This is a genomic window from Streptomyces sp. NPDC025273, assembly GCF_040638585.1.
Taxonomy (GTDB): Bacteria; Actinomycetota; Actinomycetes; order Streptomycetales; family Streptomycetaceae; genus Streptomyces; species Streptomyces cinereorectus.
In genome coordinates this window covers 201,003-214,430 of sequence record NZ_JBEZYP010000004.1, presented here as the reverse complement: position 1 = coordinate 214,430, position 13,428 = coordinate 201,003, and the positions used below count along the sequence as shown (strand labels likewise).

General features: G+C 72.3%; 15 protein-coding genes. 7 read left to right on the top strand and 8 right to left on the bottom strand.

Features of this window, described 5'->3' with window-relative positions; genetic code table 11:
- Positions 1 to 57 precede the first annotated feature (57 nt).
- On the top strand, positions 58 to 891 hold the full coding sequence (locus tag AB0F38_RS09855) for an aldo/keto reductase (RefSeq protein WP_361889442.1): 834 nt from the start codon (positions 58 to 60) through the stop codon (positions 889 to 891).
- Between the two features lie 30 nt (positions 892 to 921).
- Here the strand turns inward: AB0F38_RS09855 and AB0F38_RS09850 are convergent, their stop codons facing one another.
- The 3 genes from AB0F38_RS09850 to allB form a co-directional block, all read right to left on the bottom strand.
- Positions 922 to 1,251 carry a putative quinol monooxygenase gene (locus AB0F38_RS09850; RefSeq protein ID WP_361889441.1) on the bottom strand — a complete coding sequence of 110 codons (330 nt, stop codon included), beginning with the start codon at positions 1,249 to 1,251 and terminating at the stop codon, positions 922 to 924.
- 117 nt (positions 1,252 to 1,368) lie between these two features.
- Complete coding sequence (gene alc / locus AB0F38_RS09845) at positions 1,369 to 2,484, bottom strand: allantoicase (RefSeq protein WP_361889438.1); 1,116 nt, start codon at positions 2,482 to 2,484, stop codon at positions 1,369 to 1,371.
- On the bottom strand, positions 2,481 to 3,815 hold the full coding sequence (gene allB, locus AB0F38_RS09840) for an allantoinase AllB (RefSeq protein WP_361889435.1): 1,335 nt from the start codon (positions 3,813 to 3,815) through the stop codon (positions 2,481 to 2,483). Before allB ends, alc begins: the two co-directional genes overlap by 4 nt.
- 371 nt (positions 3,816 to 4,186) lie before the next feature.
- Here allB and AB0F38_RS09835 point away from each other — a divergent pair, with 371 nt between their 5' ends.
- Complete coding sequence (locus AB0F38_RS09835; RefSeq protein ID WP_361889432.1) at positions 4,187 to 4,990, top strand: IclR family transcriptional regulator; 804 nt, start codon at positions 4,187 to 4,189, stop codon at positions 4,988 to 4,990.
- Between the two features lie 57 nt (positions 4,991 to 5,047).
- Here AB0F38_RS09835 and AB0F38_RS09830 read toward each other — a convergent pair whose 3' ends face one another.
- Together AB0F38_RS09830 and AB0F38_RS09825 are read right to left on the bottom strand one after the other, a co-directional pair.
- Positions 5,048 to 5,728, bottom strand: a complete 681-nt coding sequence (locus AB0F38_RS09830; protein ID WP_361889429.1) for an ABC transporter ATP-binding protein — start codon at positions 5,726 to 5,728, stop codon at positions 5,048 to 5,050.
- Positions 5,725 to 6,807 (bottom strand): ABC transporter permease, encoded by a 1,083-nt coding sequence (locus AB0F38_RS09825; RefSeq protein WP_361889426.1) that lies wholly within the window; start codon positions 6,805 to 6,807, stop codon positions 5,725 to 5,727. The genes AB0F38_RS09830 and AB0F38_RS09825 overlap by 4 nt, the downstream gene beginning before the upstream one ends.
- Positions 6,808 to 6,917: 110 nt before the next feature.
- On the opposite strand from AB0F38_RS09825, the gene AB0F38_RS09820 reads away from it, so the two are divergent.
- Entirely contained in the window at positions 6,918 to 8,111 is a 1,194-nt protein-coding gene (locus AB0F38_RS09820; RefSeq protein WP_361889424.1) for a sensor histidine kinase, read from the top strand.
- Positions 8,108 to 8,740 carry a response regulator transcription factor gene (locus AB0F38_RS09815; RefSeq protein WP_361889422.1) on the top strand — a complete coding sequence of 211 codons (633 nt, stop codon included), beginning with the start codon at positions 8,108 to 8,110 and terminating at the stop codon, positions 8,738 to 8,740. The genes AB0F38_RS09820 and AB0F38_RS09815 overlap by 4 nt, the downstream gene beginning before the upstream one ends.
- 2 nt (positions 8,741 to 8,742) lie before the next feature.
- Here the strand turns inward: AB0F38_RS09815 and AB0F38_RS09810 are convergent, their stop codons facing one another.
- Positions 8,743 to 9,057, bottom strand: a complete 315-nt coding sequence (locus AB0F38_RS09810; protein WP_361889420.1) for a DUF5955 family protein — start codon at positions 9,055 to 9,057, stop codon at positions 8,743 to 8,745.
- A 187-nt stretch (positions 9,058 to 9,244) separates the two neighbouring features.
- On the opposite strand from AB0F38_RS09810, the gene AB0F38_RS09805 reads away from it, so the two are divergent.
- Both AB0F38_RS09805 and aceB read left to right on the top strand, forming a co-directional pair.
- Entirely contained in the window at positions 9,245 to 9,850 is a 606-nt protein-coding gene (locus tag AB0F38_RS09805) for a nucleotidyltransferase family protein (RefSeq protein WP_361889417.1), read from the top strand.
- Positions 9,851 to 10,083: 233 nt separating this feature from the next.
- Positions 10,084 to 11,703 carry a malate synthase A gene (aceB, locus tag AB0F38_RS09800; RefSeq protein WP_361889414.1) on the top strand — a complete coding sequence of 540 codons (1,620 nt, stop codon included), beginning with the start codon at positions 10,084 to 10,086 and terminating at the stop codon, positions 11,701 to 11,703.
- Positions 11,704 to 11,728: 25 nt separating this feature from the next.
- On the opposite strand, the gene AB0F38_RS09795 is transcribed toward aceB, so the two are convergent.
- Positions 11,729 to 12,085, bottom strand: a complete 357-nt coding sequence (locus AB0F38_RS09795) for a hypothetical protein (protein WP_361889412.1) — start codon at positions 12,083 to 12,085, stop codon at positions 11,729 to 11,731.
- Positions 12,086 to 12,229: 144 nt separating this feature from the next.
- Between AB0F38_RS09795 and AB0F38_RS09790 the strand changes: the two genes are divergently transcribed.
- On the top strand, positions 12,230 to 12,409 hold the full coding sequence (locus tag AB0F38_RS09790) for a DUF397 domain-containing protein (protein WP_361889409.1): 180 nt from the start codon (positions 12,230 to 12,232) through the stop codon (positions 12,407 to 12,409).
- 6 nt (positions 12,410 to 12,415) lie between these two features.
- Here the strand turns inward: AB0F38_RS09790 and AB0F38_RS09785 are convergent, their stop codons facing one another.
- Complete coding sequence (locus AB0F38_RS09785; RefSeq protein ID WP_361889406.1) at positions 12,416 to 13,393, bottom strand: fibronectin type III domain-containing protein; 978 nt, start codon at positions 13,391 to 13,393, stop codon at positions 12,416 to 12,418.
- Between the last annotated feature and the right edge of the window lie 35 nt (positions 13,394 to 13,428).

Sequence of the window (13,428 nt, the reverse complement as noted above, 5' to 3'; positions counted from 1 at the left end):
TGCCCCGTATCGCCGCCCGGCCTACGCTGGCAGCGACCACGACACGAGAGGCAGACCATGAGCCAGACGCCCCCGGTACACACGCTCAACGACGGCCGCACCATCCCCGCGGTGGGCCTCGGGACCTGGCCGCTCGACGACGCGGCGGCCGAGCAGGCCGTCGTGGGGGCGCTGGGTCTGGGCTACCGGCTCGTGGACACCGCGCTGAACTACCGGAACGAGACCGGTACGGGCCGCGGCATCGCCCGCGGCGGCGTACCGCGCGAGGACCTCTTCGTCACCACCAAGGTGCCCGGCCGGCATCACGGGTACGAGGAGACGCTGGCCTCGTTCGAGGAGTCCCGGCGCAATCTGGGGCTGGAGTACGTCGACCTCTACCTCATCCACTGGCCGCTGCCGCGCGTGGGGAAGTACGTGGACACCTGGAAGGCGCTGATCAGGCTCCGCGAGGACGGTCTCGTACGTTCCGTCGGCGTCTCCAACTTCACCGCGGCCCAGCTGGACCGGCTGGAGCAGGAGACGGGCGTGGTGCCCGCGGTGAACCAGATCGAGATGCATCCGCTGCTCCCTCAGGAGGAGTTGCGGGCGGTGCACGCCGCCAAGGGCATCCGTACGGAGAGCTGGAGCCCGCTGGCCCGCGGGCGCCAGGTGCTGGAGGACCCGGCGGTGGTGGCCGCCGCCCGGGCGCACGGGGTGACGCCGGGCCAGGTGGTGCTGCGGTGGCACACCCAGCTGGGGGCGGTGCCGATCCCCAAGTCCGCCGATCCCGGGCGGCAGCGGGAGAACCTGGACCTGTTCGGGTTCGAGCTGACGCCGCAGGAGCTGGGGCGGATCGGGTCCCGGCCGCCGCACCGCTTCGGCGGCGACCCCGAGACGCACGAGGAGTTCTGACCGACGGCGGGTTGCCCCCTGGGGCCGGGCTCAACGGTTGCGCGGGGTGACCTCCGACATCCGTGACCAGTCGTCGCCCGGCACCTCGACGTTGATGATCTCCGGAACCTCGGCCACGAGCTCCGACATGGTCTCGATCGCTGCCTTGAAGTGGTCGGAGTTCACGTGCTCCACACCCGCCTCCTGCGAGGCGAAGGCCTCGAGCAGGACGAACTGGTCGGGGTTCTCGACGCTGTACGACCACTCGAAGAACAGGTTGCCCGGCTCCTGACGGGTGGCCAGGGTGAACTCGTCGACGGCCGGGAGCCAGTTGTCGCGCTCGGCGGCGCGGACGGTGAACTTGACGGCGATGAAGATCATGGCAACTCCTGGTCGGGGGCGGCGTGCCTCGTGTCGGGCCCCGACCAGGTTCCCATATGCCCCGGGGCGGACACGCCCGGCACACCCGGTGCCGCCGGGCGGGCCGCCCGGGGGCCGCTATCCGCCGAGCTCCTGGTGACGGGCCGCCAGCCGTGCCGCGCCGTCCTCGGTCAGCGAGCCGAAGAGCCGCAGTCGCGAGATCCCGCCGTCCGGGAAGATGTCGATCCGGACGCGCGTGCCACGTGCGGGCTCCGGCAGGACGAAGCGGTGGTTGGTGTCGGGCTGCAGCCGGGTGCGGGGCAGGATCCCGGTCCACTCCTCGCCCTCCCCGTCGCTCACCGACAGCGTCGCCCAGCCCGCCGCGTTGCCCTTGAGGTAGGAGGTGTCGATCTCGACCGCCCGGATCTCCGACCGTGCGGCCAGCCGGTAGCGGATCCAGTCGTTGCCCTTGTCCCGTCGGCGGCGGGTCTCCCAGCCGTCGTCCATCTTGTGCGAGCGGCCCGGCGCGATGGTGTTCGTGGCCGGGGAGTAGAAGCGGTCGGAGGCGTCCTCGACCTGCCCGCCGTTCTCCAGGGCCGCGAGGTCGAACGTACCGAGGGCCGTGAGCCACACCGGGTCGGGGGCCACCTCGCCGTACACCCGCAGACGGGCTATGCCGCCGTCCGGGTGCTGGTTGACCCGGAGGTGGGTGAAGCGCAGCCCGGCGTCGACCACGAATCCGTTGGCCGCGTGGCCGCCGACGGCCGTACGGGGCACGAGGGTCGTCCACGTCACGCCGGGTCCGAGGAGGTCCTCGGGGGACGGAGAACCGGGCAGGGAGGTCGCCTCGACGGAGACGGACTGGGGGTAGTTGCCGCGGAAGTGGGCGGTGTCGACGACCAGTCCGCGGATGACTCCGGGTGCTCCGAGGCGTACCAGGGCCCAGTCGTGGTCCTCGTCGGCGGGGTGGGGCTCGGTGGCGCCCGTACCACGTCGGCGGCGGGTCTCCCAGCCGTCCATGATCTTGCCCTTGTGACCGAAGCGCTCCGGGTCGAACTCCGCGGGTCCCGGCTTCAGCAGGTTCTCGCGCTCGGCGAAGAACTCGTCGTTGGCGGCGATGACGCCCGCGCCGAGCCGCCGGTCGGCGAGGTCGACGAGCGAGGCGAAGGGGAAGTCGGCGGTGCGGTAGTCGGCGTAGGGGTCGCCGCCCTGGTACGGGTCGGCGTCGCCGGTGAAGTGCCGTGTCGGCGTCAAGGTCGGTGGTTCCTTTCGAGGAGGAGGCCGGCGGGCTCGGTGAGTACGCCGTCGGCGGCGATCCGCTGCCCGCGCAGCCAGGTCGACCTGACGACGCCGTGCAGCGTCCGGCCCGCGTAGGCGGTCACCTGGTTGCGGTGGAAGAGCTCGGCCGGATCGACGGTGAAGGCCGCCTCGGGGTCGAGGACCGCGAAGTCGGCGTCGCGTCCGGCCTCGATGGCGCCCTTGCGGGTGAGTCCGGCGAGTCCGGCGGGGGCCGCGGACATCCAGCGGGCGACGTCGTCGAGGGTGTGACCGCGCCGGCGCGCCTCGGTCCAGACGGCGGGCAGGCCCAGTTGCAGGGAGGAGATGCCTCCCCACGCGGAGGCGAAGTCCGGGGTCTTCAGGTCGGTGGTGCAGGGCGAGTGGTCGGAGACGATGCAATCGATCGTGCCGTCGGCCAGCCCTGCCCAGAGCGCGTCCTGGTTGGCCGCCTCCCGGATGGGCGGGCAGCATTTGAACTCCGTTGCTCCGTCGGGCACTTCCTCGGCGGTGAGGGTGAGGAAGTGCGGGCAGGACTCGACGGTGAGCTGTACGCCCTCGCGTCTGGCCGCGGCGATCAGCGGCAGGGCGTCGGCGGAGGAGAGGTGCAGGACGTGGACGCGGGCGTTCAGCCGCCTCGCGTGGGCGATGAGGCCCTCGATCGCGGTGTTCTCGGCCTCGCGCGGCCGGGAGGCGAGGAAGTCGGCGTACGCGGGTCCGCCGCGCTGCGGGGCGGACGCCAGGTGGTGGGGGTCCTCGGCGTGCACGATGAGGAGCCCGCCGAAGCCGGCGATCTCGGCCATGGAGCGGGCCAGTTGCTCCTGGTCGAGCTCGGGGAACTCCTCGACGCCGGAGGGCGAGAGGAAGCACTTGAAGCCGAACACCCCGGCCTCGTACAGCGGACGGAGGTCCTTCGTGTTGGACGGGATCGCCCCGCCCCAGAAGCCGGTGTCGACGTGTGCCTTGGACGCGGCCACCCGCCGCTTGGTGCGCAGGTGCTCGACGGTGGTGGTCGGCGGGAGCGAATTGAGCGGCATGTCGAGGAGGGTCGTGATGCCGCCCGCGGCGGCGGCACGGGTGGCGGTCCAGAAACCCTCCCACTCGGTGCGGCCGGGGTCGTTCACATGGACGTGGGTGTCGACGAGGCCGGGCAGCAGCACGTCGTCGCCGAGGTCCTCCTGACGGGCACCGGCGGGCACCCCGGCGCCGTGGGGGAGGACGGCCTCGATCACCCCGCCGGCCACGACGACCGCGGCGGGGCGGGTCCCCTCGGGGGTGACGACGCGCGTGGAGCGCAGTACCAGCCTCACGTCCGCCTCACCCTCCGCTTTCGTGTCCGCACCGGGCACCCGCGCTCCCCCTAAGAATTCAACGAACTGTTGAAGGAGTCTTCACTCGGGGACACGGCCCGTCAAGACCCACCTTCCCCTCGGGGCGGCCCGCCGACCACTCGCACCACCCAGGGAGGTTTTCCACGAAGCAATAGTCCGATCTCGGCATACGGAACGCAGAATGCCCCATGAGCGGCATCGCCGAGCCTGCCTCCGGGCCCGCGGACCCACCGCCGGCAACCGGACAGAACGGGTCCTGACCGGCAAGGACGCCGCAGCGGGAACAGTGGGCCGATCAGGGGCAGCCCGGTAGGCTGCTGCCTCGCCCCTGCCTCGAAAGGACCGTTGACGTGCCGCCGTCCCACGCCAGCACTTCCGACTCCAAGCCCGCCGGTTCCAGCGGCGGGGTGCAGTCCCTCGAACGCGCCTTCGACCTGCTGGAGCGCATGGCGGACGCCGGGGGCGAGGTCGGGCTCAGCGAGCTCTCCGCGAGCAGCGGTCTTCCGCTGCCGACGATCCACCGGCTGATGCGCACCCTGGTGGTGTGCGGATACGTGCGCCAGCAGCCCAACCGGCGTTACGCGCTGGGCCCGCGCCTGATCCGGCTCGGCGAGTCCGCGTCCCGGCTGCTGGGGACCTGGGCGCGGCCGTACCTCCAGCGTCTGGTCGAGGAGACGGGCGAGACGGCGAACATGGCGCTGCTGGACGGCGACGAGATCGTGTACGTCGCCCAGGTGCCGTCGAAGCACTCGATGCGGATGTTCACCGAGGTGGGCCGCCGGGTGCTCCCGCACTCCACGGGTGTGGGCAAGGCCCTCCTCGCGAACACTCCGACGGACGAGGTCCGGGCGCTGCTGGCCCGTACGGGCATGCCCGCGGCCACCGAGAAGACGATCACCACCCCGGACGGCTTCCTGGACGCACTGGAGCAGGTGCGCAGGGCGGGCTACGCGGTGGACGACAACGAGCAGGAGATCGGGGTGCGCTGCCTCGCCGTGCCGGTGCCCGACTCCCCCACTTCGGCCGCCATCTCCATCTCGGGTCCGGCGGGACGGGTGACGGAGGCGGCGACGGAACGGATCGTGCCGATCCTGCAGCAGACCGCGAAGGAGCTCTCCGAGGCGCTGGCCGGCAGCGGCGGCCCGGCAGGCTGACACCCGTCGGGCCGGCGTCCGGCCGAGCGCCGGGCCGTAGGCGTTCAGGCCGGAGCGTCAGGCCATGGCGGATGCCGTCAGCCGGCCGTCCTCCATCGTGACCGTGCCGTCCACCCGGTCCAGATGTGCCCGGTCGTGGGTGACCAGGACCGTGGCCGTGGACCGTTCGCGGGTCAGAGCGGCCAGCAGGTCCAGGACCGCGGCGCCCCGTTCGTGGTCGAGTGCGCTGGTCGGTTCGTCGACGAGCAGCACGGCGGGCTCGTTCATCAGGGCCCGCGCGATGTTGATCCGCTGACGCTGGCCGCCCGACAGCTGGTGCGGCCTGCGGTCCGCCTTGTCGGCCAGACCGACCGCCTCCAGGAGTTCCAGCGCCCTGACCCGGGCCGCCCGTGCCGGTCCTCCCGACAGGTGTGCCATCACCTGCACCTGCTCCGCGGCGGTCAGGGACGGCAGCAGGTTCGGCTGCTGGAAGACGATGCCGATGCTCTCCCGGCGCAGGACCGCCGTCTCCGCGCGGCCGAGCCCCGAGGTGTCCGTACCCGCCACGACGACCCGCCCGTGGTCCGGGGTGACCAGCGTGGCCGCGACGGCGAGCAGGCTGGACTTGCCGGAACCGGAGGGTCCGACGACCGCGGTGAGGGTGCCCGCGGGGACGTCCAGCGAGACCCGGTCGAGTGCGGTGAGCCGGGTGTCACCGTCGGGGTAGGTGAGGGTGACATCGGTGAGGGTGAGGGTCATCGGGCACTCCCGAGCGCGGTGAGCGGGTCGACGGCGGTGATCCGCCGGATGGACAGGGCGGCCCCGAGCGCACCGAGGGCGATCATGACGGCGGCCGGCAGGAGGACGGTCGACGCGTCGAGGACGAACGGCACGGCGCCGTCCCCGCCCCCGACGAGCGCGCCGATGCCCGCGGCGAGCGCGGTGCCCACGCCCGTACCGGCGGCGAGCATCACGACGGCCTGTCCGAGCGCGTCCCGCAGCAGGTACGGGGTGGAAGCGCCCAGCGCCTTGAGGACGGCGACGTCGCCGCTGCGCTGGATGGTCCAGACGGTGAAGAAGGCGCCGATGACGAGCGCGGAGATGGCGAAGAGAAAGCCCCTCATCAGCTGGAGCGAGCCGTTCTCGGCCTGGTAGGAGCCGATCGCGGTGAGGGATTCGTCCAGGGTCAGGGTGCGGGTGCCCGCCGCCTCGTCGCCGGCGGCGAGGTCGGCGCCGTGCGTGGTCAGCGCGATCACCGTGGCCTGTTTCGCGGCACCGCCGGCCCGGCCGAAGCTCTGCCAGTCGTCGAGCGAGGTCCACACCACCGGGGTGTGGCTGTACGAGGCGTCGCCCGCGACGGCGTCGACGGTCACCTCGGTGCCGCCCAGCCGGACGGCGTCACCCGCCCCTGCACCGAGGTCGTCGGCGGCCTGCCGGGAGAGCACGACCCGGCCCGTGGCCACCGCCCCGGGCGCGAGCTCCCCGCCGGGCCGGACGCCGAACGCCGAGACCGCGGCGGTGCGGTCCCCGTCGGCGGCGGCGTCCAGCGTACGGATGCCGAGGGGTTCGGCGGCGGTGACCCCGGGCAGGGCGGCCCAGGTGCGCCAGGCGCTTTCCTCGACCGTCGAATCGGTGAACGACACCGCCCGGCCGTCCGGCGGGGCCGCGAACGCGAGACGTTCGGCGTCCAGCCCCGTGACGGCCGAGGTGTTCTCCCTGGCCAGTCCGGCCGTCAGACCGGACAGCAGCCCCACGAGCAGCGTGATCAGGACCACGACGGTGCCCATGAGCGCGAACCGGCCCTTGGCGAACCTCAGATCTCTCCATGCGACAAACATGACTCCAGACTCGGGCACAGGGCCTGCGCGGACATCGCGCGCCGGACGGGGCGGACATCAACCTTTCGGTTGACCGGCGGCGCGCCGGTCGCCTCTACGCTGGAACGACCATGGATTCGCGTGCGCACACTCCCGTCACCACCGCACTGCGGCTCTGTCTGCACGCGTTGCTGGTGGGACTGCTGGCGCTCGCCGCGGCCCGTGCGATGGACGACACCGCGGTGATCCTCCTGGCGGGGGTGATGGCCGCGCTCTACGGCGCGGGCGCGCTGGCCCCCGTCGTGCAGCCGCACACCCGTGCCGCCGCCCTCTGGCTCGCCGCGCTGGGCGCGGTCTGGCTGGCCCTGCTCGCCCTGTCGCCCGATGCCCTGTGGGTGGCCTTCCCGCTCTACTTCCTGCAGCTGCACCTGCTCCCGGTGCGCTGGGGGCTGCCCGCCGTGGTCGCCACCGCGGCCGCCGCCATCACCAGCTTCGTGCTGCACGGCCAGGAGATCAGTCCGGGTACGTTCATCGGTCCGCTGCTCGGGGCGGCGGTGGCCGTCGCGACCGTGCTCGGGTACGACGCGCTGTTCCGGGAGAGCGAGCGGCGCCGCGAGCTCATCGAGGAGCTGGTCTCCACCCGGGCGGAGCTCGCCGAAGCGGAACGCGCCGCGGGCACCCTGGCCGAGCGGGAGCGGCTGGCCCGCGAGATCCACGACACCCTCGCCCAGGGCCTGTCCAGCATCCAGCTCCTGCTGCGGGCCGCCGAGCACACACTCCCCGAGGACGCGCAGGCCACCGCCCATGTGCGCAGAGCCCGTGAGGCCGCCCAGGACAATCTGGCCGAGGCCCGCCGCTTCGTACGGGCGCTGAGCCCGCCCGATCTGGAGCACGGTTCGCTGGCGGCGGCCCTGTCCCGGCTGTCGTCCCGCGCCTCGACGCCGGATCTCACCGTGCAGTTCGCGGTCAGCGGTACGCCGGTGGAGCTGCCGACCCCGTACGAGGTGGCGCTGCTCCGTACCGCGCAGTCCGCGCTGGCCAACACGGTGCGGCATTCGGGGGCGCGGCGGGCGGAGATCACCCTCAGCTTCATGGAGACGTCGGTGGCGCTGGACGTCGTGGACGACGGGTGCGGCTTCGACCCGGAGGCCGCGGACGGGGTGCGGCGGAGCTCGGGGAACGGGGGCTTCGGCCTGCCCGCGATGCGCTCACGGGCCCGTTCGCTGGGCGGCACGCTGAGCGTGGAGTCGGCTCCGGAACAGGGCACGGCACTGGCGGTCACGCTGCCGCTTCCGCTTGTCGACGGAGAGGACACCGCCGCATGACCGGTCCGATCAGGCTGCTGCTCGCCGATGACCACCCGGTGGTCCGGGCGGGCCTGCGTGCCGTCCTCGACACCGAACAGGACTTCGAGGTCGTCGCCGAGGCCGCGACCGCCGAGCGGGCCGTCGCCCTCGCCGCGACCGGCGCCTTCGACGTCGTCCTGATGGATCTGCAGTTCGGCGCCGGGATGCACGGTGCGGAGGCCACCGCCGCGATCACGGCGGCGGCGGACGCGCCCCGGGTACTGATCCTCACCACGTACGAGTCGGACGCGGACATCCTGGCCGCCGTCGAGGCGGGGGCCGGTGGCTATCTGCTCAAGGACGCTCCTCCGCAGGAGCTGGCGGCGGCGGTGCGCACGGCGGCGGCCGGCCGCTCGGCACTCGCCCCGGCGGTCGCCCATCGTCTGATGGACCGGATGCGCACCCCCGCCCAGGCCCTGACCAAACGCGAGCTGGAGGTCCTCCAGCTGGTCGGCGAGGGCCTGTCGAACCAGCAGATCAGCAAGCGGCTGTTCCTGAGCCAGGCCACGGTGAAGTCCCACCTGGTGCACATCTACGCCAAGCTGGGCGTCGACTCACGCACCTCGGCCGTCGCCGCGGCCACCGCACGCCGCCTGATCCGCCGCTGACCTCACGGGTGGCGCGGCGGCTCGCCGAAGAGGTCCACGGCGATCCTTACGTCCCGCAGGCCTGGCGCCAGTGCGCTGACGGAGCCGATCGCCCCCGCGACCAGCAGCAGCGAACGACGGAGCCGGGGGATCTCGGGCGTGCCGCTGACCGCCATGGCGTCGAGCGCCGCCAGCTCGTCCTCGGCGATGCCCCGGTCCGGGAACTCGGAGGGATGGCCGGCCAGCTCACGGCGGAGCCGGGAGACGGCCGTACGCAGCTCCTCCACTCTCGGGTCCTCATCACTGCGCAACCGCTTCTGCCCCACACTTCGCAACAAAGCACTCCCCCTCGCATCCCTGCGTGCCGGTGTATTGATCAGGTACCGGGCGGCGGTCAAGTGCCCGGGGATGTCCGCAAGTTAACGCCATCGAACGAGGCGTGCGCCACTGCGCGAACACAAAAGAGTACCCGTGAGGGTGACATCCTTTTCGCCCGTGCGAACGGGGCGGTGGTATCCAGGGCCCATGGCTCACACACAACCCGTCCCCGTGATCGCCGGGGTGCTGCTCGCCGCAGGTGGCGGCCGTCGGCTCGGTGGCCGGCCGAAGGCCCTGCTGGGACACCGCGACCGCCCGCTCGTCGAGCACGCGGTGCGGGCGCTGCGCAACGGCGGCTGCGGCCCCGTCCATGTGGTGCTGGGCGCAGCGGCCGAGGAGGTGCGGGCGCGGGCGGACCTCTCGGGGTGCGTGGTGACCGTCAACCCCTGGTGGCAGGAGGGCATGGGCTCATCGCTGCGGGCGGGGCTCGGGGCACTGGCCGGCTCGGACGTGGACGCGGCGCTCGTGCTCCTGGTCGACCAGCCGGGCATCGGGACGGAGGCGGTGGCGCGGGTGCGGTCGGCCTACCGCACCCGGACGACCCTCGCGGCGGCGGCGTACGACGGGGGGCGCGGCCATCCGGTGTTGTTCGGGGCCGACCGGTGGGCGGACGTCGCCGCGGCCGCGGTCGGTGACCGGGGCGCACGGGAGTACCTGCGGGCGCACCGCGATGCGATCACGCTCGTCGAGTGTTCCGATGTGGCTCAGGCGTTCGACATCGACACGGCGGAGGACCTCACGCACCTGGAGTGACCGGACGGTGCGCGCACGGCACGGTGCGCCACCGCGGCCGTGCCTCCGCCGACCCGGAGGATCCCGACATCGACAAACCATTGATCTTCCACCATGAGGAAATTAATATCCACTGATCAGAAGCCCGCAGTACCGCTTCCGCCCCCGGAAGGCACCCGCGGCGTATCCCGGAGCCCTGGCACCGTGCCGTACGGGACACCCCCGCACGCACCCCGCTGAAGGAGTGACAGCTCATGTCCGCACCAGCGCCGTCCCCGCTGGCCATCGTCGATGCCGAGCCGCTGCCGAGGCAGGACGAGGTCCTGACCGATGCGGCTCTCGCGTTCGTGGCCGAGCTGCACCGGCGGTTCACCCCGAGGCGCGACGAGTTGCTCGCCCGCCGGGGCGAGCGCCGCGCCGAGATCGCCCGCACCTCCACGCTGGACTTCCTGCCGGAAACGGCGGCGGTCCGCGCCGACGACTCCTGGAGGGTCGCGCCGGCCCCGGCCGCGCTGAACGACCGCCGGGTGGAGATCACCGGCCCGACCGACCGCAAGATGACCGTCAACGCCCTGAACTCGGGCGCCAGGGTCTGGCTCGCCGACTTCGAGGACGCGTCCGCCCCCACGTGGGAGAACGTGATCACCGGTCAGCTCAACCTGATCGACGCGTACACCCGGAACATCGACTTCACCGACCCGAAGTCCGGCAAGTCGTACGCCCTCAGGCCCGCCGAGGAGCTCGCGACCGTGGTCACCCGGCCGCGTGGCTGGCACCTGGACGAGCGTCACCTGCAGCTGGACGGCACCCCGGTGCCCGGTGCGCTGGTCGACTTCGGCCTCTACTTCTTCCACAACGCCCAGCGGCTGATCGACCTCGGCAAGGGCCCCTACTTCTACCTCCCGAAGACGGAGTCGCACCTGGAAGCCCGCCTCTGGAACGACATCTTCGTCTTCGCCCAGGACTACACCGGCATCCCGCGGGGCACGGTCCGCGCGACGGTCCTGATCGAGACGATCACCGCCGCGTACGAGATGGAGGAGATCCTCTACGAGCTCCGCGACCACGCCTCCGGACTGAACGCGGGCCGCTGGGACTACCTGTTCTCCATCGTGAAGAACTTCCGTGACGGCGGACCCGAGTTCGTCCTGCCCGACCGCAACCTCGTCACGATGACCGCCCCGTTCATGCGGGCGTACACCGAACTCCTGGTCCGCACCTGCCACAAGCGCGGGGCGCACGCCATCGGCGGCATGGCGGCCTTCATCCCCTCGCGGCGCGACGCCGAGGTCAACAAGGTCGCCTTCGAGAAGGTCAAGGCCGACAAGGACCGCGAGGCGAACGACGGCTTCGACGGCTCCTGGGTGGCCCACCCCGACCTCGTCCCGATCGCCATGGCCTCGTTCGACGCGGTCCTCGGCGAGAAGCCGAACCAGAAGGAACGGCTGCGCGAGGACGTCTCGGTGGCGGCGGGCGACCTGATCGCCATCGACACCCTGGACGCGAAGCCCACGTACGACGGCCTGCGCAACGCCGTCGCGGTCGGCATCCGCTACATCGAGGCGTGGCTGCGGGGCATGGGCGCGGTCGCCATCTTCAACCTGATGGAGGACGCGGCCACCGCGGAGATCTCGCGCTCGCAGATCTGGCAGTGGATCAACGCGGGCGTGGTCTTCGAGAACGGCGAACGCGCCACGGCGGACCTGGCCCGCAGGATCGCGGCCGAGGAGCTGGCCGCGATCCGCGCGGAGACCGGCGACGAGGCGTTCGCCGCGGGCAAGTGGCAGCAGGCCCACGACCTGCTGCTCCAGGTCTCCCTGGACCAGGACTACGCGGACTTCCTGACGCTGCCGGCGTACGAACAGCTGCGCTGAGCAACGCCGGAGCGCCACATCCCCGTCAACGGACGGGGATACGGCGCTTCCGGCAAGCGGGCAGCTCGGCGGCGACCATGCGGACGGCACACACCACGCCCCGCACGAGCAGCACGTTCACGGCCGCCCCGAGCCCGCACGCGAGGGCGGAGCTGACGGCACCGGGTTCGCCCCCTCCCCCGCCGAGGTCGCCGAACACCGCGGTGAGCGGCATGAGGACGAAGACGTACAGCACGTTCAGCCCGGGTTGCGACAGCCAGGCCGGCAACGGATCGGCGGGCGAGGAGCCCGGGGCACCGGTGATCAGCCCGGCGGCGATCATGACGGCGACGTACGTGAGGGCCATGATCCGGAATGCACGGGGACGGTTGATGCGGCTCATCGCTGCGGGCCTCTCCTCACGACGCACGGAAGGCGGCCACTCGGCTCCACGTGCCGCACCGTCACTGTTGAACACGTTCGAAACCTACCACCCGACCACCGGCGCGCTGCCCGCCGCACCGCCCGCGCCCCAAGCGCGGAAGCGTTGCCCGAGTCCGCGTGGTCCAGGAGCAGCTACAGCACGGGCTCGGGCGGCGAATGCGTCGAGGTCGCGGCCTGCCCCGGTACCGTCCACGTGCGCGACTCGAAGGACACAGCAGGGCCGGTCCTGTCCGTCACCCCCGGCGGCTGGGCGGCCTTCGTGGGCTTCGCCGCGCGGGGCTGACCGCGCTCAGCCGGTGAGTACGACCGTGCGCTGGGCGGAGAAGTCACCCCACGTCCCGTCGGGCAGCTGGGCCCGGATCTTGAGCGAGTAGCGCGTGCCGGGCGGGTCGGTGACGGTGAGCCGGTAGGTCGCGCGGCCTGCGGGCGGGGTGCCGCCCCAGACGATCGTGGTGGTCAGCCGGCCGTTCAGGTACAGCTGGTACGCGGGGATCGCGCCGCCGGTTTCGGGCTGGTCCCAGGAGAGGTCGATCACGGACTCCTCGCCCTCGGTGGCCGCCTTCGTCCGCAGGCCCGTGGGGGCCGTACTGGCCGGCGCGCCGGGGGCCGAGGGGGTGGTGAGGTCGAGCGGGTCGCTGTCCGGGGAGGACTTCTCGGCGGCGTCCCGGGCGCGGACGGTGAAGGTGTAGACGGTGCCGGGGCGCAGCCCGGTGATGCGGGCCGTGGTCTGCGTTCCGGGCACGCTGTGGATTCTGGAGTCCTCCTGGTAGACGTCGTACGAGGTGACTCCCACGTCGTCCGTGGAGCCGCCCCAGGACAGGGTGACCGCCCTGCCGTTCTCGGCCTCGCCGCGCAGCTTCAGCGGCCCGGTGGGCGGCTCGGCGTCGGTGGGGGTGGGGGCGGGAGTGGTGACGGGGACGGCGGCGCTCGGGGCGGAGAGGTTCCCCGCGGCGTCGCGGGCCCGGACGGTGAAGGTGTACGCGGTCGAGGCGGTCAGCCCCTCGATGTCGGTCATCAGCTTGGCGGCCGGTACGGACCTGACCTTCCTGCCCTCGCGGTAGACCTCGTAGCCGGTGATCCCCTGGTTGTCCGAGGCCTGTTCCCACATGACGTGCACGGACGTGGCGCTGCCGGCCTGCGCGGTCACCCCCTCGGGTGCCGTCGGTTTCCGCGTGTCCGCTTCCGCGGATCCTCCGCAGGAGGTGAGCGTGGCGAGGAGCAGGGCTGCGGAGCAGGCCAACGCGGTGCGTGCGTGGGGGCGTTGCACGGTGATGCCTTCCGTCCGGAAGCAATGGTCCAGAC